The sequence below is a fragment of the Pseudomonas sp. genome (assembly GCF_035512415.1).
GTDB lineage: Bacteria > Pseudomonadota > Gammaproteobacteria > Pseudomonadales > Pseudomonadaceae > Aquipseudomonas.
The window spans coordinates 28,369-55,127 of the sequence record NZ_DATKDZ010000035.1 but is presented as its reverse complement, the minus strand read 5'-3'; the positions used below and the strand labels follow the sequence as shown (position 1 = coordinate 55,127).

The 26,759-nt window shown below is 64.9% G+C and carries 16 protein-coding genes; 12 read left to right on the top strand and 4 right to left on the bottom strand.

What is annotated here, in order from left to right:
- Positions 1 to 14: 14 nt before the first annotated feature.
- Together VMP31_RS16910 and VMP31_RS16905 are read left to right on the top strand one after the other, a co-directional pair.
- Positions 15 to 179 (top strand): DUF1328 domain-containing protein, encoded by a 165-nt coding sequence (locus VMP31_RS16910; RefSeq protein ID WP_325508869.1) that lies wholly within the window; start codon positions 15 to 17, stop codon positions 177 to 179.
- Positions 180 to 296: 117 nt separating this feature from the next.
- Positions 297 to 1,526, top strand: a complete 1,230-nt coding sequence (locus VMP31_RS16905) for a nucleoside recognition domain-containing protein (protein WP_325508868.1) — start codon at positions 297 to 299, stop codon at positions 1,524 to 1,526.
- Between the two features lie 194 nt (positions 1,527 to 1,720).
- Here VMP31_RS16905 and VMP31_RS16900 read toward each other — a convergent pair whose 3' ends face one another.
- Positions 1,721 to 2,731, bottom strand: coding sequence for a DUF5924 family protein (locus VMP31_RS16900; protein WP_325508867.1), 1,011 nt, complete (start codon positions 2,729 to 2,731; stop codon positions 1,721 to 1,723).
- Between the two features lie 253 nt (positions 2,732 to 2,984).
- Between VMP31_RS16900 and VMP31_RS16895 the strand changes: the two genes are divergently transcribed.
- Positions 2,985 to 3,947, top strand: a complete 963-nt coding sequence (locus VMP31_RS16895) for an SDR family oxidoreductase (protein WP_325508866.1) — start codon at positions 2,985 to 2,987, stop codon at positions 3,945 to 3,947.
- A 2-nt stretch (positions 3,948 to 3,949) separates the two neighbouring features.
- On the opposite strand, the gene VMP31_RS16890 is transcribed toward VMP31_RS16895, so the two are convergent.
- Entirely contained in the window at positions 3,950 to 4,975 is a 1,026-nt protein-coding gene (locus VMP31_RS16890) for an AraC family transcriptional regulator (protein WP_325508865.1), read from the bottom strand.
- Between the two features lie 219 nt (positions 4,976 to 5,194).
- Between VMP31_RS16890 and VMP31_RS16885 the strand changes: the two genes are divergently transcribed.
- Complete coding sequence (locus tag VMP31_RS16885) at positions 5,195 to 6,166, top strand: TAXI family TRAP transporter solute-binding subunit (protein ID WP_325508864.1); 972 nt, start codon at positions 5,195 to 5,197, stop codon at positions 6,164 to 6,166.
- Positions 6,167 to 6,413: 247 nt separating this feature from the next.
- The gene (locus tag VMP31_RS16880) at positions 6,414 to 8,984 is read left to right on the top strand and encodes a TRAP transporter permease (protein WP_325508863.1); all 2,571 of its coding nucleotides are present in this window, start codon (positions 6,414 to 6,416) and stop codon (positions 8,982 to 8,984) included.
- A gap of 107 nt (positions 8,985 to 9,091) precedes the next feature.
- On the opposite strand, the gene VMP31_RS16875 is transcribed toward VMP31_RS16880, so the two are convergent.
- Positions 9,092 to 10,738 (bottom strand): Na/Pi cotransporter family protein, encoded by a 1,647-nt coding sequence (locus VMP31_RS16875; protein WP_325508862.1) that lies wholly within the window; start codon positions 10,736 to 10,738, stop codon positions 9,092 to 9,094.
- Positions 10,739 to 10,863: 125 nt separating this feature from the next.
- The gene (locus VMP31_RS16870; RefSeq protein ID WP_325508861.1) at positions 10,864 to 11,994 is read right to left on the bottom strand and encodes a PilT/PilU family type 4a pilus ATPase; all 1,131 of its coding nucleotides are present in this window, start codon (positions 11,992 to 11,994) and stop codon (positions 10,864 to 10,866) included.
- Positions 11,995 to 12,373: 379 nt separating this feature from the next.
- Between VMP31_RS16870 and recC the strand changes: the two genes are divergently transcribed.
- The 7 genes from recC to VMP31_RS16835 all read left to right on the top strand — a co-directional run bounded on the left by recC (position 12,374) and on the right by VMP31_RS16835 (position 26,743).
- Positions 12,374 to 15,670, top strand: a complete 3,297-nt coding sequence (gene recC, locus VMP31_RS16865) for an exodeoxyribonuclease V subunit gamma (protein ID WP_325508860.1) — start codon at positions 12,374 to 12,376, stop codon at positions 15,668 to 15,670.
- The gene (locus VMP31_RS16860) at positions 15,667 to 19,401 is read left to right on the top strand and encodes a UvrD-helicase domain-containing protein (RefSeq protein ID WP_325508859.1); all 3,735 of its coding nucleotides are present in this window, start codon (positions 15,667 to 15,669) and stop codon (positions 19,399 to 19,401) included. The genes recC and VMP31_RS16860 overlap by 4 nt, the downstream gene beginning before the upstream one ends.
- Positions 19,398 to 21,260, top strand: coding sequence for an exodeoxyribonuclease V subunit alpha (recD, locus tag VMP31_RS16855; protein ID WP_325508858.1), 1,863 nt, complete (start codon positions 19,398 to 19,400; stop codon positions 21,258 to 21,260). The genes VMP31_RS16860 and recD overlap by 4 nt, the downstream gene beginning before the upstream one ends.
- Before the next feature lie 336 nt (positions 21,261 to 21,596).
- Complete coding sequence (locus VMP31_RS16850; protein WP_325508857.1) at positions 21,597 to 22,352, top strand: PspA/IM30 family protein; 756 nt, start codon at positions 21,597 to 21,599, stop codon at positions 22,350 to 22,352.
- 3 nt (positions 22,353 to 22,355) lie between these two features.
- On the top strand, positions 22,356 to 24,002 hold the full coding sequence (locus tag VMP31_RS16845) for an ATP-binding protein (RefSeq protein ID WP_325508856.1): 1,647 nt from the start codon (positions 22,356 to 22,358) through the stop codon (positions 24,000 to 24,002).
- Positions 23,999 to 24,853: a hypothetical protein gene (locus VMP31_RS16840; RefSeq protein ID WP_325508855.1), complete on the top strand. Its 855-nt coding sequence runs from the start codon at positions 23,999 to 24,001 to the stop codon at positions 24,851 to 24,853. Before VMP31_RS16845 ends, VMP31_RS16840 begins: the two co-directional genes overlap by 4 nt.
- Before the next feature lie 207 nt (positions 24,854 to 25,060).
- The gene (locus VMP31_RS16835) at positions 25,061 to 26,743 is read left to right on the top strand and encodes a phosphate ABC transporter substrate-binding/OmpA family protein (RefSeq protein WP_325508854.1); all 1,683 of its coding nucleotides are present in this window, start codon (positions 25,061 to 25,063) and stop codon (positions 26,741 to 26,743) included.
- Positions 26,744 to 26,759: the final 16 nt, after the last annotated feature.

The following is a 26,759-nucleotide window of genomic DNA, read 5'->3' as shown; positions in this document are numbered from 1 at the left end:
CAAGGAGCAAGACCATGTTAAGTTGGGCCATTACCTTTCTGATCATCGCCATCGTCGCCGCCGTACTGGGCTTTGGTGGTATCGCCGGCACGGCTACGGGTATCGCGAAGATTCTCTTCGTGGTGTTTCTGGTGCTGTTTGTTGTGTCCTTTATCATGGGCCGCCGCCCTCGGGGCTAAAGCCACGGGCCTTGCTGTACGGGCTTAACGCCCTGCAGCGGGCCCGCCCATCGCCGCCAAGCATGCTCCGTTCAGCCGCGCTATCATCGCGCCCATCGCATTTAAGGGGGATGGGGCATGCTTAACGGCTTGTGGCTGGGATTTTTCGTGGTCGCGGCGTTCGCCGCGCTGACGCGCTGGCTACTGGGCGACGACCCGGCGGTGTTTGCCGCCATGGTCGAAAGCCTGTTTGCCATGGCCAAGCTGTCAGTGGAAATCATGGTGGTGCTGTTCGGCACCCTCACCCTCTGGCTGGGCTTTCTACGCATCGCTGAAAAAGCCGGCCTGGTCAATTTGCTTGGCCGCGCCCTCGGCCCGCTATTCGCGCGGCTGATGCCGGACGTCCCCCGCGGCCATCCGGCGCTGGGTTTTATCACCCTCAACTTCGCTGCCAACGGCCTGGGGCTGGACAATGCCGCCACCCCGATCGGCCTCAAGGCCATGCGCGCCCTGCAGGAACTCAACCCCAGCCCGACCGTGGCAAGCAATGCGCAAATCCTCTTTCTGGTGCTCAACACCTCATCCCTGACCCTGCTGCCGGTGTCGATCTTTATGTACCGGGTGCAGCAAGGCGCGGCCGACCCGACCCTGGTGTTTCTGCCGATTCTGCTGGCCACCTGCGCCTCCACCCTGGCGGGGCTGCTGGCCGTGGCCCTGGTCCAGCGCCTGCGTCTGTGGGATCCGGTGGTGCTGGCCTACCTGATTCCCGGGGCGCTGCTACTGGGCAGCTTTATGGCGCTGCTGGCGGGGCTGTCGAGCACGGCCCTGGCGGCGCTGTCCTCGCTGCTTGGCAACCTCACCCTGTTCGGCCTGATCCTGCTGTTTCTGCTGGTCGGCGCGTGGCGTCGGGTGCCGGTCTACGAGAGCTTTATCGAAGGGGCCAAGGAAGGCTTCGACGTGGCCAAGAGCCTGCTGCCCTATCTGGTGGCCATGCTCTGCGCCATCGGCGTATTCCGTGCTTCCGGGGCCCTGGATTTCGGCCTGGACGGGGTGCGCAGCCTGGTCCAGTGGCTGGGTTGGGACACCCGCTTTATCGATGCCCTGCCCACCGCGCTGATGAAGCCCTTCTCCGGCAGCGGCGCGCGCGCCATGTTGATCGAGACCATGCAGACCTTTGGCGTCGACAGCTTCCCCGCCTTGTTGGCCGCGACGGTACAGGGCAGTACCGAGACCACTTTCTACGTGCTGGCGGTGTATTTCGGCGCGGTTGGCATCCAGCGCGCCCGCCATGCCGTGGGCTGCGCGTTGCTGGCGGACTTTGCCGGGATACTCGCGGCCATTGGCGTATGTTACTGGTTCTTCGGCTAAGCGGCGCAGCCGCCAGGGCGCGCTCCGGGGCTGGTGAGGCTCTGGGTGGGAGGGGCTTTCGGCTCGGGCATCCTGCTTCGCTCTACCTCCTGCATCCCGGCAGTCGTAGCCACGAAAGCCGCGATCAAGGGCGCTGCGCGCCAACGCCGCTAAAGCGCCTCCCACGGTCAATTTGCAGTGCTCCAACCTACCCGCTACTCCGCCACCTTGAAACGCAGCACACCGATCATCTGCCCGGCTTCGGTCAGCACCTGCACCTGCCAGTTGCCCGCCGGTTGCCCGGGGAAGTTCTGCTTGTGGGTCCAGGCGCGATAGCCCTCCTTGCGCCCACCATGGATATCTAGGGCGATCCGTTCGATCTCGCGGCCATTGTGCCGCCAGACGTGGTAGATCCGCTCGCTCAGCCCGCGCGGGGCGTTGATCGCGGTATAGGCGTACAGCCCCTCGCTGCGCAGCTGGGCGACGCTGATCAGCTTGAGGCTTTGGCCCGGGGCACGGTTCTTGTTATCCAGATGGATGGTCACCGCCACCTCGGTCAGCCACAGAGTCGCCGGTGGTACCCAGACCCGCGCCAGCCAGCCGCCCGCAGCCAGCACCAGGGTCAGGCCGACCAGCAGCAGGCCGCGCCACCAGCGCCGCACGGTGATGATGGCGAACAGCGAGGGGAACGACAGTACCGCCGACGCCGCCAGCGCCAGCTGGTAACTCTGCGGGGTGGTCAGTTGGAAGATGATCGGCAGCGCCGTAAGCAGCACCGCGAACAGCGCCAGGCTGTGATAGGCGAGAAACAGCCAGCGCTTGGGGGCCAGCCAGCGGTAATACAGCGGGTCGATGATCGACAGCAGTGCGGCGATCCCCAGCAGGCCGGTGAACAGGGCCTGGCCGCTGTTCCAGGTGGTGGTGATAAAGAAGAACGGCAGGACGAAGAACAGACTTTCCTGGTGAATCATCTGGGTCGCATAGCGCAGCAGGGGCGGCGGCAGCTCGAAACCGAACCACTGGGCAATGCGCTCGCGCAGGATGTTTTCCAGCATCAGCCATAACCAGCTGACCAGCATCACCGAGGCCAGCACCTGGGCCAGTTCGGCATGGCGTTCGACCAGCAGGAAACTTGCCAGCCCCGAGGCAAAACCGAAGATCGCCACCAGCCCGGGGTGACGCTGAACCAGGGCGACCAGGCTTGGTAGCAGGTTTCTCCAGATCATCAGCGAGCACTCGGCATGGCGGTCGTACGGTCAACGGCTTGCCAGCGGTGCATGGCGCTACTCCTGGAACGGGCAGATAAGACGAGGCGCAGAGCATAGCGCGGCGCACCGGCAAAAGAACCAGCCCTTTGGCGCAAATAGTCACGGCCACTGGCCCGGCCTGCCACTGTCGTCTGGCAGCTGCCGTTTTAGGCTGCAGGGACAACCCGCCAATCCACGATCAAACCAGCGCAGGACGCGCCCGGAGTACTGCATGCGTGTCTTGATCACCGGCGCGGCCGGCTATATCGGCCAGCAACTGCTCAACCAGTTGGCCATCCAGCAGCCGCAATGGACGCTGATCGCCGCCGATATCCGCGCCCAATCCAGTGCCGCCCTGCCGGCCAATGTCGAACCGGTGCTGCTGGATATCAGCCAGACGCTGGCGGTGCAGCAGTGCGTGGCCCGCCACAAGCCCCAGGCCATCGTGCACCTGGCCTCGGTGATCACCCCGCCGCCGGGCATGAGCGAGGCGCAGCTGCACGCCATCGATGTCGGCGGCACCCGGGCGATCGTGCAGGCGGCCGTGGCTCAAGGCGTCGAGCAACTGATTGTCACCAGTTCCGGAGCCGCCTACGGCTATGACCCGCGCAATGCCGAATGGCTGGACGAAGACCAGCCCCTGCGCGGCCATGCCCAGTTCGCCTATGCCCGGCACAAGCTCGAAATCGAACAGTTACTGGCCGACGCGCGCCTGCACCAGCCGCAGCTCAAGCAGCTGGTGCTGCGGCCGGGCACCATCCTCGGCAAGCAGGTCAACAACCCGATCAGCGACCTGTTCAAGAAGCCCGCGGTGCTAGGCATTCGCGGCAGCGACAGCCGCTTCGTGTTTATCTGGGATCAGGACGTGATCGACATCATCTGCCGCGGCCTGCGCGAGCGCAGCGAGGGGATCTTCAACCTGGCCGGGGATGGCGCACTGTCGCTGCGGGAAATCGCCGCGCTGCTCGGCAAACCCTACCGCGCCCTGCCGGCCTGGCTGGTACGCGCCGCCCTGAGCCTGCTCAAGCCCCTGGGGCTAAGCCAGTACGGCCCCGAGCAGCTGGACTTTCTGCGCTATCGTCCGGTGCTTAGCAACAACCGGTTGAAACAGGACTTCGGCTATAGCCCGCGCTATAGCTCGCGGGAGGCGTTTCTAGCGTTTCTCCAGGCTCAGGGCATGGCCAGCCGCAGCTGATCCTAGTCGGGCTGTTGCCGACTGCGATATTCCCCCGGCGTTAGCCCAGTCCATTGACGAAACGCGCGGAAAAATACACTGGGCTCGGAGTAGCCCAGCAGCAGGGCTATTTCCGCGGCTGGCAGTTTGCCGCTGTTCAGGTGGTGCTCGGCCAGTTGGCGGCGGGTGTCGTTGAGCAGTTGCTGGTAATTGCAGCCCTCATCCGCCAGGCGTCGTTGCAGGGTTCGTTCGCTCAGGTGCAGGTGGCGCGCCAGCTCGGCGCGATCCGGTTCGCCGCGGGCCAGCTGTTCGCCGAGCAGGGCCACCACCCGGGCGCTCAGGCCGGCGCTGGGCAAGCGTGCAAGCAGGGCCTCGGCATGCTGGCGCAACAGGTTCTGCAGCGGCGGGTTGGCCTGGATCAGCGGCGCGTCGGCCAGGGCTCTGGGCAGAACCAGGCCGTAATCGGCGGCGGCAAACTGCAGCGGGCAGGCGAACACCGTCTGGTAGGCCTGCAGGTCCGCCGGCTGGGCGTGGACGAACTGCGCTCGGAGTAATTGCCACTCATTGAGCAGCGGTTGGAACATTTGCACCCAACAGGCCATCAAAGCCAGAACCCGGGTGCGGGTGGCCGGCAGGTCCGGGTGCAGGGGGCGATACAGCAGCTGCAACTCATCGGCCTGCTCGCGCAGTTGCACTTCGCCGCCTTCGCCGACCAGACGCTGGTAACGCAGCCCGGCAGCCAGGGCATCGCCCAGGGTTGGGCTACTCTGTAGCAGGTATCCGAGCACGCTGAACGGGCCGGGGGCGAGGTTGCTGCCCAGGGCCAGCCCGGGTTCGCCGTGGGGCATGCGGCTTAAAGCCTGCCACAGGCGCTCCTGGGTGCTGAAGGGTACGCGGGCGTCGGGGTCGCTGAGCTGGCTGTCATCCAGGCCGCATTCGCTCATTAGCTGGCTGCGCACCAGGCCCATGCGGCTGGCGGCATGCAGTACGGCCAGGGTGATGCTGGCGCTGACGGAGGTGTGTTGCGAGTCGAGTGGTGAGTTTGCCATCGCCCGATTCTGCCCAAAGCTGTGGCCTGAGGGTAGTTTTTAGACGTCTAGCTGCATAGGGCGTTGTGCAGGCCGGTCAAGCGGTCGGTTAATACTCGGTAACCAGCGCGGTGCTATTACGCCGTGCAACTTCTGACCGAGCGGTTAGACTCTCGTCCTTCCGGTGCGGCCCACAAGGTTCGATCGGTTTTAATAACAAACAGAAAAGGAGAACACCCCATGAAAGGCAAATCCCTGGCATGGGCCCTGTCCGTCGCACTCGCAGGTATCACCCTGAGCAGCGCGGCACAGGCCGAAGAGAAATTCGTGACCATCGGCACCGGCGGTCAAACCGGCGTCTATTACGTTGCAGGGCAGTCGATCTGCCGCTTCCTCAACCGTGGCGCAGCTGACCACGGCATCAAGTGCAACGCACCCGCCAGCGGCGGCGGCGTGGCCAACGTCAACGGCATCCGCAGTGGCGAATTCAACTTCGGCATCATGCAGTCGGATCACCAGTACAAGGCCCTGAACGGCGCTGCGCCGTTCGAGAAAGAAGGTGCCATGGCGGACATCCGTGCGGTGTTCTCGCTGCAGAGTGAGGTGTTCACCATCCTCGCCCGCCGCGATGCCAAGATCACCAGCTTCGATGACCTCAAAGGCAAACGCGTGAATATCGGCAACCCGGGTTCCGGTCAGCGCGACACCCTGGAAGAGATCATGCAGGTCAAGGGCTGGGATCGTTCCGCCTTCTCCCTGGCCGCCGAGTTGAAGCCCGCCGAGCAGGCGTCTGCCCTGGGCGATAACAATATCGATGCGATGACCTACTTCGTTGGCCACCCGAACGGTGCCATCCAGGAAGCCACCACCACCACCGACGCGGTACTGGTACCGGTGACCGGTGCGGAAATCGACAAGCTGCTGGCCGCGAAGAGCTACTACACCAAGGCCGATATCCCTGGCGGCGTGTACAAGGGCAACGACGCGCCAACCCCATCGATCGGCGGCAAGGCGGTGCTTTCCACCTCGGCCAAGGCCAGCCCGGAAGTGGTCTACCAGCTGGTTAAATCGGTATTCGACAACATTGATCGCTTCAAGCGTCTGCACCCTGCATTTGCCGACCTGAAGGAAGAAGACATGATCAAGGTCGGCCTCAGTGCAGAGCTGCATGAAGGTGCAGTGCGTTACTACAAGGAACGTGGCTGGATGTAAAAACCTGCTGACGATCTGCTGCGCGTCGGCCCTGCTGCGTTAAAAACAGGCTCGGAATGCTCATGTACAAAAGTACACTCCGCTTCCTCGCCTGTTTTTGCCTTGCAGGGCTCTAGCTCGCGAGATCGTAAACAGGTTTGACGCTTCCCCTTGCCCATAAACGGGTAGTGTCTCCAGATAAGCAAACCCGCAGCTGTACGGCTGCGGGTTTTGCCGTTTTCCGTACTCTCGAATGCAGGTTCAACCCATGCATGACAAGCAACTGTCCACCGAAGAACTGATTGCCCAGGATGTCGGTGCGCGCATCCCGCTGGGGGCCATGGCGCAGGTGATCACCGGCCTGGCTCTGCTCTGGTCGCTGTTCCAGCTGTGGATCGCCTCGCCGCTGCCGTTCGTGTTCGGCATTGGTGTGTTCAACGACACCGAAACCCGCTCTATCCACCTGGCGTTTGCCCTGTTATTGGCGTTTCTCGCCTACCCGGCCTTTCGCAAGTCGCCGCGTGATCGTGTGCCGCTGCTGGATATCGCCCTGGGCCTGGTCGCTGCATCCAGCGCCGCCTACCTGTTTATTTGCTACCAACAGTTGGCCTTGCGCCCCGGCAGTCTGACCACCGCGGATATGCTCACCGCGTGCATCGGCATCCCGTTGCTGCTGGAAGCCACCCGCCGAGTGCTTGGCCCGCCACTGGCGATCATCGCCCTGCTGTTCCTCGTTTACAGCCTGGCCGGGCCCTATATGCCGGGGATGCTGGCGCACCGTGGGGTCAGCTTCAATGCCATGGCCAACCACCAGTGGATCACCACCGAAGGCGTGTTCGGCATCGCCCTCGGCGTATCCACCAGCTTCGTGTTTCTCTTCGTGCTGTTTGGTGCCTTGCTCGAGCGCGCAGGCGCGGGGCATTACTTTATTCAGCTGGCCTTCAGCATGCTCGGCCACTTCCGCGGTGGCCCGGCTAAGGCAGCCGTAGTGGCGTCGGGGCTGACCGGGCTGATTTCCGGCTCGTCGATTGCCAACGTAGTAACCACCGGCACCTTTACCATTCCGATGATGAAACGCACCGGTTTCTCCGCGGAGAAGGCCGGCGCGGTGGAAGTGGCGTCGTCGGTCAATGGCCAGATCATGCCGCCAGTGATGGGCGCGGCGGCCTTTCTGATGGTCGAGTACATCGGCATGCCCTATGTCGAGATCATCAAACACGCCTTCCTGCCGGCGGCGATTTCCTATATCGCGCTGCTGTATATCGTCCATCTGGAATCCCTCAAGCTCGGCCTGCAGCCGGTGGGCGGGCACCAGCCCAAACCCTGGCTGCGCCGCCTGACCGGCTTCGCCTTCGGCGCGGCGCTGATCAGTGGCCTGTCACTGGCGGTGTATTACGGCCTCGGCTGGCTCAAGCCGGCGCTGGGTGAGTACGCCCTGCCAGGTGTCGGCGCGTTGCTGGCGCTGGTCTACCTGGGCCTGCTGAAAATCGCCGCCAGCGTGCCGGTGCTACCGGCAGAAGACCCGGACGCGCCGCTCGACAAGTTGCCGCAAACCCGCGCCGTATTGCTTTCCGGGCTGCACTTTCTGCTGCCGGTAGTGGTGCTGGTCTGGTGTCTGATGATCGAGCGCCTGTCCCCCGGCCTATCGGCCTTCTGGGGCAGCGTGATGCTAATCATCATCCTGCTGACTCAGCGTCCGCTGCTGACCTGGCTGCGCACCGATGGCACGCATGCCCACGGCTCGTTTATGGATGGCGTGATTGACCTGCGCGAAGGCCTGATTGCTGGCGCACGCAATATGATCGGTATCGGCATTGCCACGGCGGCGGCGGGCATCATCGTCGGCGCGGTGTCGCAAACCGGGGTTGGTCTGGTGCTGGCCGATCTGGTCGAGCTGCTGTCGATGGGCAACCTGTTGCTGATGTTGGTGCTCACGGCGATCTTCAGCCTGGTGCTGGGCATGGGCTTGCCAACCACCGCCAACTACATCGTGGTATCCAGCCTGCTGGTGCCGGTGATCGTCACCCTCGGCCAGCAGAACGGCCTGATCGTGCCGCTGATTGCCGTGCACCTGTTCGTCTTCTACTTCGGCATCATGGCCGACGTGACGCCGCCGGTGGGCCTGGCCTCGTTCGCTGCGGCGGCGGTGTCCAAGGGCGACCCGATCAAGACCGGGATTCAGGCCTTCTATTACAGCCTGCGCACGGCGGTGCTGCCGTTCCTGTTTATCTTCAACACTGACCTGCTGCTGATCGACGTGGATTTCTGGCACGGGGTGTTGATCTTTATCATCGCCACCGTCGCCATGCTGATCTTCGCCGCCGGCAGCCAGGGCTACTTCCTGGTGCGCAGCCGCTGGTACGAAAACGTGCTGCTGTTGCTGGTAGCGTTCACCCTGTTCCGTCCGGGCTTCTGGATGGACATCGTGCATGACCCTTACCGCGACATCCCGCCTGCACAGCTGGCCCAGGCCCTGGGTGATGTGGCCGATGGCAGCCAGCTGCGTCTGCGCATCAAAGGCGAGGATGCCGTGGGCGATGCCCGCGAGTTCAGCCTGCTGCTGCCCGTGCCGGAAGGTGCCACGGGTGAAGAGCGCCTGGGGAAACTTGGCCTGCTGACCTATGAAGAGGGCGGCAAGGTGCTGGTCGACAGCGTCACCTTCGGCAGCCCGGCGGCCGAAGCCGGCCTGGAATTCGATCAGGAAATTCTCAACGTCCGCGCCCCGACGGATCGCTGGACCAAGGAGCTGATGTGGATTCCGGGCTTCCTGCTGTTCGGTCTAGTCATCTGGCTGCAACGGCGGCGACGCGAGCCTGAAGTGAAAACCGTACAGGCCTGACTGACGTGTCAGCGCGCCTCGGGGCATTGTCCCTAGGCGCGCTGGCGCTCGGTTGGTTGGATCTTGTGCGGACGCGCATAGGCAGTTGCGCCGGCCCCGTTATGGCCTTATTCGCCCCCCGCTTCCTCGGCGTTCAGGGCCCCGCTTTCCCCCGCCTCCAGCACCACATAGGCGCTTGAGCAGAACATCGAGTTGAGCCGTTTCATATCGCCGATCAGGTCCAGGTGCAGGGAGCTGGTTTCGATGCTCTGCACCACCTGGCGGTGCAGGCGGCCGACATGGGCGTGGGCCAGGCGGCGCTCCTGGGCGCGGAAGCGGCGCTTCTCGCGCAGCAGCTGACGGGCGCTTTCCTTGTCGCCGGAGAGAAACACCGAAAGCCCCAGGCGCAGGTTGGCCAGCAACTGCGCATGCAGGCTGTTGAGTTCTTCCAGGCCGCTGTCGGAGAAGGAATGACGCTGGGCGGTCTTCTGGTCCTGCACTTTGCCGAGCATGCGCTCGATAATGTCGCCGGCCTGTTCCAGGTTCACCGCCAGTTCGATGATCTCCGCCCAGCGCCGGCTTTCGTGCTCGCTCAGCACTTCCCGCGGGACCTGGGCCAGGTACAGCTTGACCGCGCTGTACAGCGCATCGACATCGTCATCCAGGCGGCGCAGTTCCTTGCTCAAGGCCGGCTGGCTACCTTCTAGCACCTGCAGCAGATGGTTGAGCATGGTTTCCACCAGATCGCCGATGCGCAGGGTCTCGCGCACCGCATTGGCCAGGGCCAGGCTCGGTGTGCCCAGGGCGGTGGGGTCGAGGTGGCGCGGGCGGGCCACGCCGCTGGTTTCGGCGCGATCCGGCAGCAGCCAGTTGCAGAAGCGCGCCATCAGCCCGACCGTGGGCAGCATCAGCACGCAGCGCAGGCTGTTGTAGAGCAGATGGAAGCCGATTACCAGCTCCTCGGGACGCCAGTTCAGGCTGTCCAGCCAGCTCACCAGCGGGTCGAGCAGCGGCATCACCAACAGCAGCCCCAGCACCTTGTACAGCAGGCTGCCCAGGGCCACCCGGCGTCCGGCCGGGCTCTGCAGGCTGCTGTTGAGAAAGGCCAGCACGCCGCTGCCGATATTCGCCCCGATCACCAGGCCGATAGCCACCGGCAGGCTGATCAAGCCGGCACCGGTCAGCATGGCGGTAAGCAGCACGGCCGCCAGGCTTGAGTAGGAAATCAGCGCGAACAGCGCGCCAACCAGGGCGTCGAGCAGCAGGTCGCCGGTCAGCGAGGCGAACAGCACCTGGATGCCGCGGGCCTCGGTGATCGGCGTGGCGGCCGCGACTATCAGCTCCAGGGCCAGCAGCATCAGGCCCAGGCCGATGGCCACACGGCCGAGCTGGCCGGCGCGGGTCTGCTTGCGCGAGAGAAAGAAGATCACCCCGAGAAAGATCAGCAGCGGGCTTAGCCAGCTCAGGTCGAAGGTCAGCACCCGCGCCATCAGCGCGGTGCCGACATCCGCGCCGAGCATGATCGCCAGCGCCGGGGCCAGCGCCATCAGGCCCTGGGCGACGAAGGAGGTGACCAGCAGGGCGGTAGCGTTGCTGCTCTGCACCAGGGCGGTGACGCCGATGCCTGCGGCAAAGGCCAGCGGCTGCTTGCTGACGTTATGGCTGAGCACCTTGCGCAGGTGCGAGCCATACACCCGCAGGATGCCACTGCGGACGATATGGGTGCCCCAGATCAGCAGGGCGACGGCAGACAGAAGATTAAGCAGGGTGAGCATAACGGCAGCCTCCCTGGCGGCAGGCCGGCGGTTATTGGCTGCCGGCAACGGGTAACGTCACCAGCAATGTTTCTGCGGCCCTGTATTGAGCTATAGCTGCTTATACGCCGCCCGCCAGTGGCAGGTCAGAAATCTCGCATCACCTTGTGCTCGTTGTCGTCCGCGCTGAAGCCGCGTTCCAGCTTGACCTTGAGGCTCAGGTCGGTGCGCGAATCGGCGAACTTGAGCGCTTCGGTCAGGCTGATCCGCCCGCCTTCCAGCAGCCGGTAGAGGTGTTGGTCGAAGGTTTGCAGGCCCTGCTCCAGGGCCCGCCCTGTGGCTTCGCGCAGGTCGCTGAGCTGGTCGCGCTGGATCAGGTCGCGGATATAGGGCGTGCCGAGCATCAGCTCGATGGCGGCCACGCGCTTCTGCTGCAGGCCCGGCACCAGGCGCTGGCCGACCACCGCCAGAAGGTTCTGCGCCAGGTCGGCCAGCACCTGCTTGCGCGCCTCGTCAGGGAAGAAGCGCACGATGCGCTCGATGGCGTGGCTGCTGCTGGTGGCGTGCAGGGTGGCCAGGCACAGGTGGCCGGTTTCCGAATAGTGCAGGGCGTGCTGCATGGTCGCCGCGTCGCGGATTTCGCCGAGCATGATCACGTCCGGGGCCTCGCGCAGCACATTGCGCAGGGCGTCGGCAAAGCTGTGGGTGTCCAGGCCCACCTCGCGCTGGTCGATGATCGACTGCTGGTGGCTGTGGAGGAACTCGATGGGGTCTTCGATGCAGACGATATGCCCGCCCTTGTGGCGGTTGCGAAAATCCAGCATGGCCGCCAGGGTGGTGGATTTGCCCGAACCCGCCGCGCCCACCACCAGGATCAGGCCGCGGTCCTGCATGCTGAGTTTCTCCAGCAGCCGGGGCAGACCCAGGGCCTCGAAATTGGGGATGCTGCTTTTGATCAGGCGCACCACCATGCTCACTTCGCCGCGCTGGTAGTAGACGTTGACCCGAAAGCGCCCGGCGTTCTGCACGCTGACCGCCAGGTTCATCTCCAGGTCGCGCTCGAACTCCATGATCTGCTTCTGGCTCATCAGCTGGTAGGCCAGCTGCTGCACCTCGCCAGCCCTGAGCACGCGCTGATCGAGGGCCTGGCTGATGCCCTCGATCTTCATATGCGCCGGTGCACCGACACTGAAGAACAGGTCGGAGCCGCCACGCTCGTAAAGCTGCTGCAGATAAGGGAACACATCCACCGTGCCGACTGCCTCTGTATCGCTCATCACACCTCCCGCTGATCTGCACTGAATCCTAGCAGCAAGGGTCTGTTGCCGTTTCATTCGCGGCCGCGCCGGAGCCTGTTTTTGCGCGAGACAAGGCACGAGGAGCGCGGTTTGGTCATTCCAAATAAGCGACGAGAAACGCAGCATCGCGCAAAAACAGGCCTGGCCCTTCGGGTTGCGCGGGAAATGGCCCCCGCTGTTGTTGCAGGACTTGGCAAGGGAATAACCATTACCTGCGTCCTGCGCCTAACCGGGGACCATTTCTCGCGGCAACGCGGCTCGCGATGAAGCGGCAACAGACCCTAAGCGCGACACCGGCTGTCGCGCCACGCTGCCAGACTGGTTACCCTAGCGTTTCGCAAAGGACGCCATGCTGACCATGCTCAATCTTTATCACGCCCCTGACCTGGAAACCCTTGGCGCGCTGGCCACCCGCCTGCTCGCCACACCCATGCGCGAGCCTTTTGCGCCGGCGCTGGTGGTGGTGCCGAGCCAGGGAATGGGGCGTTGGCTGACCCTGGAGCTGGCGCGCAAGCAGGGCATTGCCATGCAGCTGGAGGTGCAGTTGCCGGCCAAGTTCGTCTGGGACTTGTCGCGCCTGGCCTTGGGTCAGCTGCCAGAGCAATCGGCCTTTAGCCCCAGCAGCCTGAGTTGGCGGCTGTATGACTGGCTGTGCGAGCCGGCCAACCTGGCCGAAGCGCCGCGTTTGGCGCATTATCTGGACGGCGGCGATGAACGCAGGCGGCTGTCACTTGCCGTCAAGATCGCCGACGTATTTGACCAATACCTGCTGTATCGCGACGACTGGCTGGCCGCCTGGGAGCGCAATGACTTGCAGGACCTCGGCCCGGACGAGGCCTGGCAGGCGCTGCTCTGGCGCGAACTGACCCGCGACGGCCACCCGCACCGCGCCCGTCTGCTGGAAGAGCTGCTTGCTCGTCTGCATCAACCCGAGCCCATGCCGGGTTTGCCCGAGCGCGTTCTGGTGTTCGGCATCAGCTCGCTGCCGCCGCATCATATGCGCGTGCTCGAAGGCTTGGCGCGGCATACGGAAGTGATCATTTTCGCCCTTAACCCCTGCCGTGAAGCCTGGGGTGAGATTCGCGATATCCGTGAGTTGGCCAGGCAGTCGCACAGCGCAGCGGCTAATCAAGAGATAAGCCCGGATGACTGGTATCTGGATGTCGGCCATCCGCTGCTCGCCAGCCTGGGCAAACAAGGCCGCGACTTTTTCGACAGCCTGTTTAGCCTGGCCTCCGGCGAAGGTAGTCAGGAAATCGGCCTGTATTCCGAGGATGACGACCTGCACGACGCCAGCCTGCTGCAGGCGCTGCAGAACGATATTCTGCGGCTGCGCACGCGCTCGACGGATGAGCGCTTGCAGTTGCGCGACGATGACCGCTCGCTGGAGCTGCATATCGCCCACTCGCCGTTGCGCGAGGTGGAAATCCTGCATGACCAGCTGCTTGCGCGCTTTGCCGCCGAACCCGGCCTGACACCGGATCAGGTGGTGGTGCTGACCCCGGATATCGAGCGTTACGCGCCCTATATCGAGGCGGTGTTCGCGCCGCGGGAAGGCGTTCCGCGGATTCCCTTTAGCCTGGCCGACCGCAGCCTGCGCGCGGAAATCCCCCTGCTGGAAGCCTTCCTCAATCTGCTGGCGCTGCCGGATAGCCGCTTTGCCGCCGAGGAAATCCTCGCCTGGCTGGAACAGCCGGCCATCGCCCGCCGCACCGGTATCGAAGCTGAAGATTTACCGCTGCTGCGCGACTGGCTGCGTGAAGCCGGGGTGCGCTGGGGCCGCGATGGTGCGCACCGCGAGCAGCTTGGCCTGCCCGCCGATGCCGCCTTTACCTGGTGCCAGGGCCTGGATCGTCTGCTGCTGGGCTTTGCCGCGCCGCCGCAATTGGCGGGCAGCCAGGCCCCGTTGCTGGGTGCCAGCTGGCCGCTGGATGCCCTGGAAGGCGGTCGTGCGCAACTGCTCGGTCGTCTGGCCGGTTTTGTCGAACGCCTGGCCGCCTTGGCGCAGAGCCTGCAACGACCACGGCCTTTGCGCGAGTGGGCCGAGAGCCTGCAAGTGCTGATCGACCAGCTGTTTGATGAGCGCGAGGCCGGCGACACCCTGTTGCTGCTGTCCAAGGCCTGCGCCGCGCTCAAGGAGCAGGGAGACGCCTCGGGCGTTGAGCGGCCAATCGAGCTGGCGCTGATTCGCCAGCAACTGACCGCGGCGCTTGAGCAGGGCAGCGCCGCCTCGGGTTTTCTCACCGGCGCGGTGACCTTCTGCACCATGGTGCCGATGCGCAGCCTGCCGTTTCGCCTGGTCTGCCTGCTCGGCCTGGATGACGGTGCACTACCACGCCGCACCCCGGCGGCGGGCTTCGACCTGATCGGCCAGAAACCCCGGCGTGGCGACCGCGCCCGCCGCCTGGACGACCGCTATCTGTTGCTGGAAACCCTGCTCTCGGCCCGTGGCGGCCTGTACCTCAGCTACGTCGGCCGCGACCCGCGCAGCAACGCCGAACTGCCGCCCTCGGTGCTGGTCAGCGAGCTGCTGGATGTGGTCGACCTCACCGCTGTCGCGCCAACCGCAGAGCAAAAAGCCAGCGCTCGCATCACTCACCATCACCCGCTGCAGCCCTTCGCCCCCGGCAACTTCGCCGGCAACCGGCATGCCGGCTTTGCCGCACCCTGGTTCCGCGCCGCGCAGCGTTTGAGTCAGGCGGTGGAGGCACCGGCACCCTTTGCCAGCCGCCTGGATGAGCCGGACAAGGACTGGTCGGGCGGCGCTCCGCTCAGCATCGAGCCAAGCCAGTTGATCCACTGCTTCAAGCATCCGGCGCGTTACCTGCTGGAACAGCGCCTCGGCCTGCGCCTGGCGCAGACAGAAGAAACCCTGGCCGGCGACGAACCGTTCAGCGTCGAGTGGACCAGCCAGCATGGCCTGCGCCAATTGGCGTTGCAGGCTATCGAGCAGGGCTGGAGCGAGCGCCAGGAGCGCGCCGTAGCTGCGGCCTCTGGCTGGCTGCCGGTGGGCGAATTGGGCCAGGCGCACTGGGGGCAGATTCGCGGGCCAATCCGCGCCTTCGCCCCGACGCTGTTCGACGAACGCCCGGATGACGCGCCGCAACCGCTGCTAGTGGACCTCGAACTGGCAGGTGTGCGCATCCACGGCTGGCTCGATGGCGTGACCAGCGCGGGCCTGTTCGACTACCGCCTGCGCGACCTGGGTGCCTGGGAACTGGCACCGTTTTGGTTGCGCCATCTGCTGCTTAACTGCGCCGCCACATCCGGTATCAACCGCGACAGCCGTCTGCTCTCGCCGAAAAGCGAATGGCGACTCGGACCGCTGGCCGATGCCCGAGGGCTGCTGCTGCCCTGGCTAGAGGCTTACAAAAGCGCGCTGTGCGAGCCGCTGCCGCTGTTCGCCAAATGCAGCCACGGTTTTGCCCGCAAATGGCGCAACCCCGGGCGCAAGGAGCCGATTGATGCCGCCCGCAGCGAAGCGCGGCTGATGTGGCAAGGCAACGACCATATGACCGGCGAAGGCCAAGACCCTTGGAATGCCCTGGCCTTCCGCGACCGCGAGGCATTGGACGAACGCTTCGAGGCCCTCGCCGAGCAGCTCTACGGCCCGGCGCTGGATGCCCTGCAAGGCAGTGAAGAGGACGAAGCATGAGCAGCGCCAGCCTTAACCTGCTGCAGGACAGCTTCAGCGGTCGCTCGCTGATTGAGGCCAGCGCCGGCACCGGCAAGACCTGGACCCTGACGGCGCTCTACGCCCGCCTGTTGCTGGAGAAGCAGCTCAGCGTCAGCCAGATTCTGGTGGTGACCTTTACCACCGCCGCCACCGCCGAGCTGCGCGAGCGCATTCGTAAACGCTTGGCCGAGTTGTTGGCGGTGTATGACAACGGCCCGGGCGACGATAAGTTGCTCAATGATCTGCATGCCCAGTATCCGGGCGCGGCCAGCCATCGGCGTTTGTTGCTGGCGGTGCATGGCTTCGATGAGGCGGCGATTTTCACCATTCACGGCTTCTGTCAGCGCGCCTTGCAGGACGCTGCGTTCGAGGCCGGTGGTGATTTCGACAACGAGTTGACCCATGACGATCGCGAGATTATCGACGCCCTGCTCGCCGATCTCTGGCGGCATGAGCTGGCCGCCGCCGAGCCGGAATGGGCGGCGTTTCTGGTGCAGCAGAAGATCACTCCGCAGAGTCTGCGCAAGCGCCTGCGCAATCACCTGGGCAAGCCGTATCTGCGTATCGAGCCGCAACCCGGTGCCAGCAGCGAGATGAGCGCCCTGCGCGCCGCCTGGCAGCAGGCGCAGCGCTGCTGGCTAAGTGAAAGTGCCGCCTGGCTGGCGCAGCTCAAGGCCTTCGACGGCTTTAAGAGCAATATGTGCAACTCGGCCAAGTTGGGCGTCTGGCAGGCCGAGCTGGACGGCTATTTCAGCGATGCGGCAGCGCTGTTCAGCAAAACCGAAGCGCACCGCCGGTTGGCCCGCGAGGGGCTGAACAAGGCCAGCAAAAAGGGCTGCGAAGCGCCGGCCAATCCCCTGGCTGCTGCGCTGCAGGAACTGTGCGATGCGCTGGATGCAGCGCAGCCCGAGGCCGAACAACGGTTGATCGACCTGCAGGTGCGCCTGATCGGCCAGCTCAACGAGCAACTGCCGGCGCGCAAGGCCGCGCAGCGTCTGCTGGCCTTCGACGACCTGCTCAACAAATTGCAGCAGGCGCTGCAGGGCGAGGGGGGTGAACACCTGGCGGGCACCTTGCGTACGCAATATCCAGTGGCGCTGATCGACGAATTTCAGGACACCGACCCGGTGCAGTACCGGGTGTTTCATCGCATCTATTCAGACCCTGGCGTAGCGAGCGACTTGCTGGCAAGGACAAATTCGCCGGGAGCGAATTTGGACAGCTCTGCTGGCCCGCAGGGTGAAGGTCAGGACGACCTTCACCAGGCTCCGAGCGAAGGGCGAGGCAGTACTGGCTGTACGGCGAGCCCTGAGCGAGGAACTGACGCAGTCAGCGAGGCGCGCAGTAGCCAGGCTGGTGATCTGTGTTTTGTCGGCGACCCCAAGCAGGCCATCTACGCCTTCCGTGGCGCGGATCTGGCGACCTACCTCAAAGCCCGCAGCGAAGCCGCGCGGCAATACAGCTTGGCCACCAACCATCGCTCCACGCCTGAGCTGATCGCCGCGCTTAACCAGCTGTTCGACCGGCCCATGCCCTTTGCCGAGCCGGGCTTGGCCTATCAACAGGTAGGGGCCAGCGACAAGGCGCGAGCGCAGCTGGTGCTGCCGACGGTAGAGGGCGAGGCGGACGCGCCGCTGGCGCTGGTCTGGCTGGATAACGACTACCTGGGTAAGGGTGAAGCGGGCACCTTGGTGGCGCGCGATACGGCGCGACGTATCGCAGCGGTGCTTAGCGCCAGCAGTCAGGGCCAGGCCTATTTCGAACAGTCGGGTACCCATACACCGCTTAAGGGCGGCGATATTGCCGTACTGGTCGCCAGCCACCGTCAGGCCAGCGAAGTGGCTGCGGAACTGGCCGCCCGTGGCGTACCCAGCGTGCGCCGGGGTAAGGAGAATGTCTGGCACAGCGAAGAGGCCGCCGAACTGTCCGCCGTGCTCGCCGCTTATGCCGAACCCGGCCGCGAAGGTGCGTTGCGCTATGCCCTGGCCAGCCGTCTGCTGGGCCGCAGCGCCCAGGTGCTGGCTGCTTGTGCCGAGGATGCCCAGGCCTGGGATCGCGAGCGCGAAGATGCCGAGCGCTATCACCAGCTCTGGCAGCAACAAGGCTTTATGCGCGCTTTCCGCGCCTGGCTGGATGATCAGCAGGTGGCCCAGCGCCTGCTGGCGCTGGTCGATGGCGAGCGCCGCCTGACCAACCTGCTGCACCTGGCCGAGCTGCTGCAGACCGAAAGCCTGCAACGCCCCGGTCTGGAACAGTTGCTCGCCTGGTTTAACGCCCAGCGCAGCGCCGAGGCCCATGGCGAAGACGCCCTGCTGCGCCTGGAAAGCGATGCCGAGCGGGTGCAGATCGTCACCATCCACACCTCCAAGGGCCTGGAATACCCGCTGGTGTTCTGCCCTTATCTGTGGGACGGCGCGCTGCTGCGCCAGAGCGAAGACATCAGCTGTCACGCTGACGACGGCACGCCGCTGCTGGACCTTGGTGGCGAGCAGATCGACACGCACCGCGAGCGCGCCCGCCATGAGCGTTTCGCCGAGAAACTGCGCCTCACCTACGTGGCCCTGACCCGCGCCCGTGACCGCTTGTGGTTGCACTGGGGGCCGGTGGACTGCAAACCCAGAAAAGACGGCACCCTCGGCGACAGCGGCCTGCATAGCAGCGCCCTGGCCTGGCTGCTGCACGGCCGCCACTTGCCGGGGGACGATGCTCTGGCCGAGCTTGCCGGCCATCTGCAAAGCCTCAGTCCGCAAGGTTTGCGTGCAGAAATCGAGCAGCTGATCGCCAGCAGCCAGGGCCAGATGACCATTCAGCCCCTGCGTGAGGGGGAGGCCAGCGCCGCCGGTGAGCAGCGCGCGCCAGCCCCGCAGCAACTGGCCAGCCTGCAGCGCAGCCTGCATAGCGCCTGGCGTATCGGCAGTTTCTCGGGGTTAGCCGCCGGCATGCATATGGAAGCCCCGGATCGTGACGGCCTGGTGCTACCGGATGCCAGTGAGCCGGGCACCGGCTTTTTCGCCTTCCCCCGTGGCGCGCGGGCCGGTACTTGCCTGCATGCGATTCTGGAAGATTGGGCGCGCGGCAAAGCGGCGCTGGCCGAGCTGATCGAACCGGGATTAAGCGGCCACGGTATCAGCAGCGACTGGCAGGCCGTGGCGTTTGACCATCTGCAACAGGTGATCGACGCCGATCTGGATGGCAATGGCTTGACCCTCGCCGGCCTTAATCCGGTGCGACGCTTGCCCGAGTTGGGCTTTACCTTCCCCCTGGCCGGGTTGGATGTGCAGCGCCTGCGGGCGATTCTCTGTGACCCGGCCCATGGTTTGGCCGCGCCCATGCGCGAGGCGGCGGCGCGGCTGGAATTCGACAGCCTCAAGGGCTTTCTCAAGGGCTTTATCGACCTGACCTTCGAGCACGACGGGCGCTGGTATATCGCCGACTACAAGTCCAATTGGCTCGGTCCGGACGCCAGCTACTACGGCGGCGAACGCCTGCTACAGGCCCTGGCCGCCGAGCATTACTACCTGCAATACCTGATCTACCTGGTGGCGCTGCGACGCTTTCTGCGTCAACGCCTGGACGATTTCCACAATGACCAACTGGGCGGTGCCTACTACCTGTTTCTGCGCGGCATGCCGAGCGCCGGGGTGTATTTCTCGCGGCCCAGCGATGGGTTACTGGATGCCCTGGATAACCTGTTTGCGGAGGGCGCGTGATGCTTAACGATCTGCCCTTCGGCCCGCTGGAACGCGCCCTGGTCGATAGCCTGCAACGCCTCGAACCGGCGGCCTCGCCTCTGGTGCTGGCTTCGGCGGCGCTGCTCTGTATGGCCTTGGACAAGGGCGACGTGTGCCTGCCCCTGGCGCGCCTGGCCGGGCAGCGGCCCTGGCCCGAGCACGACTTCCGTCTGCCGGCGCTGGGCGAATGGCAGGCGCAGTTGCAGGCTTCGGCACTGGTGGGCGGCGACGGCGATTTCACCCCGCTGATTCTCGAACACGGCCGCCTCTATCTGGCGCGCTACCAGGCCTACGAACGCCAGTTGGCCGAACAGTTGTTGGCGCGTGCAGCCGATCTGCCCGAAGTCGACGAAGCCCAACTGAGCGAGAGCCTGACCCGGCTATTTGCGTTCAATACGCAACAACCCGATTGGCAGCGTCTGGCTGCCGCGCAAGCGGTGCGGCGCAAGCTGGCGGTCATCTCCGGCGGCCCCGGCACCGGTAAAACCACCACCGTGGTGCGTCTGCTCTCCGCCTTGCTAGAACAAACGGGTTGTGAACATCCGGGCGGCGCTCCGCTGGCCATCGGCCTGGCCGCGCCCACCGGCAAAGCCGCTGCGCGGATGGCCGAGGCGATCCGCAATGCCAAGGCCGATCTGCCGGTCAGCGAATCGATCAAGGCGGCGCTGCCGGATGAGGCGCGCACCCTGCACCGCCTCCTTGGCAGCCGTGGCGACAGCCCGCAGGTGCGCCATCATGCGGCCAACCCGCTGGCGCTGGATGTGTTGGTGGTGGACGAAGCTTCGATGGTCGATCTGGCGCTGATGGCCAAACTACTCGACGCCCTGCCGCCCAGCGCACGCTTGATCCTGCTCGGCGACAAGGACCAACTGTGCGCCGTGGAAGCCGGCGCTGTATTCGCCGAGCTGTGCGAGGGCCGTGGCTTTGATGCTCAGGCCGCAAGTGAGCTGCAACGTATCACCGGCCAGCAGGTGCCGGTCAGCGAACCAAGCTCGCAACTCGGCGATGCGGTGGTGCTGCTTACCCACAGCCACCGCTTTGCCGGCGACAGTGGTATCGGCGAGCTGGCGCGGCGGATCAACGGCGGCGATGTCAGCGGCACCCTTAACCTGCTTAAGGAAGACCGCAGCGACCTGGCCTGGAATGCCCAGCCAGCGCCAAACGATCTGCTAGAGCGTCTGGATCAGGGCTACGCGCCCTTTATCGCCGCCGCCAAAAGCGCCGATCCGGCGGCTACCTTCGCCGCCTTTAACACCTTCCGCGCACTTTGCGCCCAGCGTGAAGGTGCCTGGGGCGTGGCCGGCATCAACGAAGCGCTGGAGGCGCGGATCAAGCGCCGCAGCCAGGTGCCCAGCCGCGAACGCTGGTATATCGGCCGGCCGGTGATGGTGCGGCAGAACGACTACGCCCTAGGCCTGTTTAACGGCGATATCGGCATCTGCCTGCAGACCGAATACGGCCTGCGGGTCTTCTTTGAGGGAGAGAGCGAAGGAGAGGACGGCTACCGCCCCTTTGCCCCGGCGCGCCTACCCAGCCACGACAGCGCCTTCGCCATGACGGTGCACAAAAGCCAGGGCTCTGAATTCAGCGAAGTGCTGCTGGTGCTGCCCGAACAACCGAGCCCCCTGTTAAGCCGCAGCCTGTTCTACACCGGTATTACCCGGGCCAAACACAAGGTGGAAATCTGGGCCCTGCCGCCACGCCTGGGCGAGGCGGTCGCCACCCGCGCCGAACGCGCCGCGGGCTTGGCTGAGCGGCTGCAGGCAAAGTCGGCGCAGGCTGAAGTGCGAGCCGCGGCGGTTAAAGCGCCCCCGGCCAATCAACTCGATCTATTCTGATGGCTGCAGACGTGATCGACTGGCTATCCCGAAGTCGTCGCGATTGCCTACAATCGCCAGCACCACTAACAGTCCGTTGAAAAACTACCTGCGTTGGCAATACTGCGTTAAAAACGGCCTCGGAATGCTCATTTACAGCTCGTAAACTCCGCTTCCTCGGCCGTTTTTGCCTTGTATTGCCTGCCTCGCCTACATTTTTCAACGGACTGTTAACCGGCGACGGACGGTTGCATCAATTGCTAGGCTCACCAAGAATGCCCCACGCCTGACCGGCCGCGCCTGACTGGCCGTGCCGTCAGTCATCGATGGATTGCCCGCTTACCGCAAGGAGACACCATGTTCGCTCGTCTGACCAATATCCTCAAAGGCATGCTGTCGCTGTTTATCAAGGACATCGAGCGGCAGAATCCGGAGGCGTTGCTGGAGCTGGAGCAGGAAAACCTGCGTAAGCAGATCGCCAATTTCAACCAGGGTCTGGCCGCCCATGCGGGCCTGGCCGAGCGTTTGATGAGCCAGGTGCGCAAGCAGGAGACCGAGGAGCGTGAGCTGCACGCGCGCACCACTGCCCATCTGCGTGCCGGCAACAAGGCGGCCGCCGCGCAGAACGCCCTGCGTCTGCAGAACCTGGCCCGCGAGCTGGAAGAGAATCGCCGCCAGCTGGCTCAGGCTGAAGAGACCTACCAGAACCTGACCAAGGCCCGCGAAGTGGCGGTAGCCGCCGCGCGCAGCAAGATCGAGGCGCTCAAGGGGGCGATCAACGACCTGCGGATGAAGACCGCCATGGCCGAGATGAACGAGATGGCCGCCGGTATGGTCAGCACCATCGGCGGTTCCGGCGACACCCTTAGCCGCCTGCATGAGATGGTCGAGGAAGAACGTACCAAGGCCGCCGGTCGCGCACGCATGGCCCGTGACTCGATGGACATGAGCGAAGTGAACCTCAAGGAGGCCGAGATGGACGCTCTAGCCGACCAGGCCCTGGCCGATTTCGCCGCCAAGGAAGGCATCAGCCTGCCCGGCCAGGAGACCAGCGAGGCCCCGGCGGCCAACCGCAGCATGGGCGGCAGCAATCCGCAGTCGGAAAGCCAGTAACTCATGCCCGAGCAATCGCCTGTACCCGCCTGGGTCGCCGAACTGCGTCTGGCCTATGAAAGCGCTGCCCACGGCCAGTTCGTGCTGTACGGCAATGTTGCCGACCGTTTCCCTCTGGATGGCCGCCTGGTCAGCCTGACCCGTTACCTCGAGGCCAAGCTGCTCGGCACCTTCGATATCGTCTTTCTCTACGACCCGGGCAACGGCCTGAGCCTGTTGCGTGGCGGCGAGCGTTTCGCCCAGTGGCCGGCCGCGGCGCAAATCCAGTGGCCGCTGGACCCGCGCGAGGCGGTGCAACTGATCAGCCGCTATCTGCGTTACCGCGCCAATCTGCAGGCCCTCGGCCGGGGTGACAGCGAGCATGTGGCGGTGATCTTGCGCGGTGCCGAGCTGGTGCTGCCGACCAGCCGCCAGGGTGATTTCGCCAGCGCCAGCCTGGCCAGCCTGGTGCGCGATTGGGCCGCCGAGCCGCCGTTCGCCGATATGGCTTTCGCCAGCCTGCTGATCGCCGACAACCTCAATGACCTGCACCCGCTGGTAGCCAATAACCCGCGCATCGACCGGGTGCAGGTGCCGCTGCCGGACGCCGACAGCCTGAGCCAGTGCCTGGCGCAACTGCGCCTGGACCATCCCGCCGCTTTCGCCGACGAAGACAACGGCGCGGTGCAGGCCCTGGCCGGGGTCAGCCTTAGCGCCCTGGCCAGCCTGGTCAAGCGCCGCGCCCATGAGGGCAAGGTGCTCGGTGCTCAGGACTGGATCGAAGCCAAGAAGGAGTTGGTGGAAAACGACAGCGCCGGCCTGGTGGAATTTATCGAATCCAAACGCACCCTGGACGACTACCACGCGCAGGAGGCGCTGAAGGTCTGGCTGCGTCAGGACATGGCGCTGTGGCAGGCCAGTGATCTGCGTGCGCTGCCCAAGGGCTATATCTTTTGCGGCCCGGTGGGCACCGGCAAGACCTACCTGGTCGAGTGCCTGGCCGGCGAGGCCGGGGTGCCGGTGGTCAAGCTGAAGAACTTCCGCGACCGCTGGGTCGGCTCCAGCGAGGGCAATCTGGAGAAGATCTTCCGCCTGATCCGTGGCCTGGGCCGCTGCATCGTCTTTATCGACGAAGCCGACCAGAGCCTCGGCAAGCGCGACGGTGGCAGCGGCGATAGCGGCCTGTCCGGGCGCCTCTATTCGATGATCGCCCAGGAAATGGGCGATGCCGATAACCGCGGCAAGGTGATCTGGATTCTCGCCTCCTCGCGCCCCGATCTGATCGAAGTTGACCTCAAACGTCCGGGCCGGGTCGATGTGAAGATCCCGCTGCTGCCGACCACCACGGTCGAGGAAAGCGCGGCGTTGCTCAAGGCCTTGCTGGGGCGTTTCGAGCTCAAGCTGGAGACCAAGGCTCTGGTGAAACTGCCCCTGCCGCTGCTGCTTACCCCGGGTGCCGCCGAGGCCCTGGCGGTCAAGGTCTACCGTCAGGTGCGCACCGCGCAGATGCAGCCCCTGGCGGCGCTCAAGCATTGCCTGCAGGGTTATCAGCCGCCGGTGGCCGAGCAGGTGCTGCGCCTGCAGATGAGCATCGCCATCCGCGAGGCCACCGATATGGCCTTCGTGCCTGAATCCCTGCGCCACCTCGGCCAGGAGCCTCCACAGCCATGAGTGGTCGTTATCTATGGGCCGCCTTTAACGCCCGCCCGCTGCGGATGCCGCTGCCGCCAAACTGGTTTGGCCTGGCAGCGTTCGGCCTGCTCGGGGCCTTTGTCAGCCCGGGTTTCTGGGTGCTGGGTGCCGGCCTGGAACTGGGCTATCTGCTTCTGCTGAGCGGTAGCGCGCGCTTTCGCCGCACCGTGGACGCCCAGCAGGCGCAACCGGCCGATCCCGCCAGCCAGCGTTACGAGGCCACAGTGGCGCTGCTCGATGCCACGCAACGCAGCCGCCAGCAGGCGGTCGAGGCCCGTGCCCGTGAGGTGTTGCAGCTGCTCTCGCGTTCGCCGCTGATGGCCTCCCATGCCGACAGCCTCGAGCAGTTGGTGTGGCTCAATCTGCGCCTGCTGGTGGCCGGCCAGGCCCTGAACGTGGTGGTGGACACCGCGGCCAAGGACAGCGTCGAACTGCAACAGCAGGAAGACCAGATTGATGCGCGCCTGGCCAGCAGCGAGCTGAACGACGAGCTGCGGCGCAGCCTGGAACAACAGAAGCAGGTGATCGATGCGCGCCAGATGGCCCATGTCGAAGGCCTGCGGCGCAAGGAACATGTGGATGCCGAACTGCAGCGCATCGAGCAGCAGATCGCCCTGATCCGCGAGCAGACCCTGCTGGCCACCGACGAGGAGCAGATCGGTGTGGCGCTAAATGCCCTGACCAGCTCGTTCAACGAGGCCAGTCGTTGGCTGAATAGCCAACGCGACCTGCTCGGCGTACTCGAACTTAACGAACACCAGGCCCTGCCGCGGTATGTATTGCAGGGCCAGGGCGACAAGCCGGCGCAAGCTGAGTCGCTGCGTCAGTGATGGCCGAGTTAGAGGTTGGTTTTTGTAGGGTGGACATAGCGAAGCTTTGTCCACCGCTGATGGCGCAGACGGCGGACAAGCCTTCGGCATGTCCGCCCTACGGATTTGCGTAAGTCTTGTAGCCCGGATGCAATCCGGGCAGCGCTCCAGGCTGTGAACACTTTTGATTGGCGAGCCGCTGGCTCGCATCCGACAGGGAGAGGCGTCATGTATCTATCCACATCCGGGCAGCGTCAGCGCGGCAATGCCGCCGGCAAGCTGCTGACCATTGTGCTGGTGATCGGCCTGTTGGGGCTGGGAGCCTGGTTGGTCAGCAAGGACATGCTCGAAGAAGGCACCGGCAGCGTGCTCAGCGGCCTGCCCGCGAGCCTTGGCGGCAGCACGGGCCCCGAGCCGATTGAGCCGGTCAGCGGCACGCCGACCCTGCAATCGGCCGCGCCCTACGAGATGAAAAACAACATCGTCGACGTCGATATGAGCGAGTACGCCGGCTACGGCGGCCTGATCGTCGCCAACGGCGGTCTCGCGCCCAATCCCGACTCCTTCTTCGCCAAGCAGTACGGCTTCCAGCTGCGCCTGAGCAAAGGCGAGAGCGAGGAATGGTCGGCGCTGAACAACGGCCAGATGGCCGCTGTGGCCACCACCGCCGACGTGCTGGCAGTGCTTGGCCGTCAGTTCGAGGTCACGGTGCCGGCGCAGATCGCCTTCTCCCGCGGGGCCGACCAGGTGGTGGTGGACAGCAACATCGCCAGCGTCAACCAGCTCAAGGGCAAGGTGCTCGCCGCCACCCAGTTCAACGAAAGCGAGTTCTTTATTCGCTACCTGGCCAGCGAGGCCGGCGTGGCGGTCAAGGTGCTGCGCGACCTCGAGGCGCGTCCGGGGCCCAACGAGCTGGGCCTGGTGTTCTACGAGGATGCCTTTATCGCCTGCGATGCCTATGTCGCCGAACTGGCCGGCAAGCAGCGCCTGAACGGCTGCGTCGGCTGGTCGCCGCGCACCGACGAGGCCGTTGCCGAGTCCGCCGGCGCAGCGAAGATGCTGGTATCCAACCGCAACCTGCTGGTGGTGGCCGATATCCTGGTGGTCAACAAGGGTTTCGCCAACGCCCATCCGAAAATCGTCAAAGGTCTGGTACATGGCCTGCTGGAAGGCAACCGCCTGCTGCGTGACGATCCCCGAACCCATGCCGGCGTGGTCGCTCAGGCGTTCGGCTGGACCCAGGAAGAAACCCTCGACGAGCTGAGCAAGGTGCACCTGAGCAACCTGCCGGAGAACCTGGCGTTCTTCGATGGCAGCATCGATTCGGCCGGCTCCTTCCAGGGGATTTTCCAGTCCTCGGTGCTGGCCTACGGGGCGTTGATCCGCAACCCCGCCGACCCGGAGCGCTTCTCCGACCTGAGCCACCTCAAGGCGCTGCAGCAGGACGGCCTGTTCCAGGGCCAGAGCATCGCCATCGCCCCGATCCGCACCAGTGGCAAGGTCGCCCTGGAAGGCGATGCGCTGCTGAGCAAGGACATCCGCTTCTTCTTCGAAGCCAACTCGGCGGCCCTGGACAACGACGCCAAGGCCAACCAGGACTACCTGGACACCATCAAGAAGTTTCTCCAGGTCAGCCCCGGCTCCATCGTCCTGCTGCGCGGCCATGTGGATAACGCCATGGTCGCCGACTTCGAGCGCCAGGGCGGTTCGGCGCTGGTGCGCAGCATGGCGCTGAAGGCCATGGAGTTGTCACGCCAGCGTACCCTGGCGGTCAAGACGGCCTTGCTGGCGCGCCACCCGGGCATCGCCGACGACCGCATCGAGCTGGTCGGGCGCGGCTGGGAAGAGCCCCTGGGCCAGGACAGCGAGCAGAACCGCCGGGTCGAGGTGCAGTGGTTTACCCTCGAATAAAGAACCTGGGAGCTCT

Bases quoted from the DNA above. Each gene is read 5' to 3' on its own strand.
- VMP31_RS16910 (WP_325508869.1), top strand. From the start codon at position 15: ATGTTAAGTTGGGCCATTACCTTTCTGATCATCGCCATCGTCGCCGCC.
- VMP31_RS16905 (WP_325508868.1), top strand. From the start codon at position 297: ATGCTTAACGGCTTGTGGCTGGGATTTTTCGTGGTCGCGGCGTTCGCC.
- VMP31_RS16900 (WP_325508867.1), bottom strand. From the start codon at position 2,731: ATGATCTGGAGAAACCTGCTACCAAGCCTGGTCGCCCTGGTTCAGCGT.
- VMP31_RS16895 (WP_325508866.1), top strand. From the start codon at position 2,985: ATGCGTGTCTTGATCACCGGCGCGGCCGGCTATATCGGCCAGCAACTG.
- VMP31_RS16890 (WP_325508865.1), bottom strand. From the start codon at position 4,975: ATGGCAAACTCACCACTCGACTCGCAACACACCTCCGTCAGCGCCAGC.
- VMP31_RS16885 (WP_325508864.1), top strand. From the start codon at position 5,195: ATGAAAGGCAAATCCCTGGCATGGGCCCTGTCCGTCGCACTCGCAGGT.
- VMP31_RS16880 (WP_325508863.1), top strand. From the start codon at position 6,414: ATGCATGACAAGCAACTGTCCACCGAAGAACTGATTGCCCAGGATGTC.
- VMP31_RS16875 (WP_325508862.1), bottom strand. From the start codon at position 10,738: ATGCTCACCCTGCTTAATCTTCTGTCTGCCGTCGCCCTGCTGATCTGG.
- VMP31_RS16870 (WP_325508861.1), bottom strand. From the start codon at position 11,994: ATGAGCGATACAGAGGCAGTCGGCACGGTGGATGTGTTCCCTTATCTG.
- recC (WP_325508860.1), top strand. From the start codon at position 12,374: ATGCTCAATCTTTATCACGCCCCTGACCTGGAAACCCTTGGCGCGCTG.
- VMP31_RS16860 (WP_325508859.1), top strand. From the start codon at position 15,667: ATGAGCAGCGCCAGCCTTAACCTGCTGCAGGACAGCTTCAGCGGTCGC.
- VMP31_RS16850 (WP_325508857.1), top strand. From the start codon at position 21,597: ATGTTCGCTCGTCTGACCAATATCCTCAAAGGCATGCTGTCGCTGTTT.
- VMP31_RS16845 (WP_325508856.1), top strand. From the start codon at position 22,356: ATGCCCGAGCAATCGCCTGTACCCGCCTGGGTCGCCGAACTGCGTCTG.
- VMP31_RS16840 (WP_325508855.1), top strand. From the start codon at position 23,999: ATGAGTGGTCGTTATCTATGGGCCGCCTTTAACGCCCGCCCGCTGCGG.
- VMP31_RS16835 (WP_325508854.1), top strand. From the start codon at position 25,061: ATGTATCTATCCACATCCGGGCAGCGTCAGCGCGGCAATGCCGCCGGC.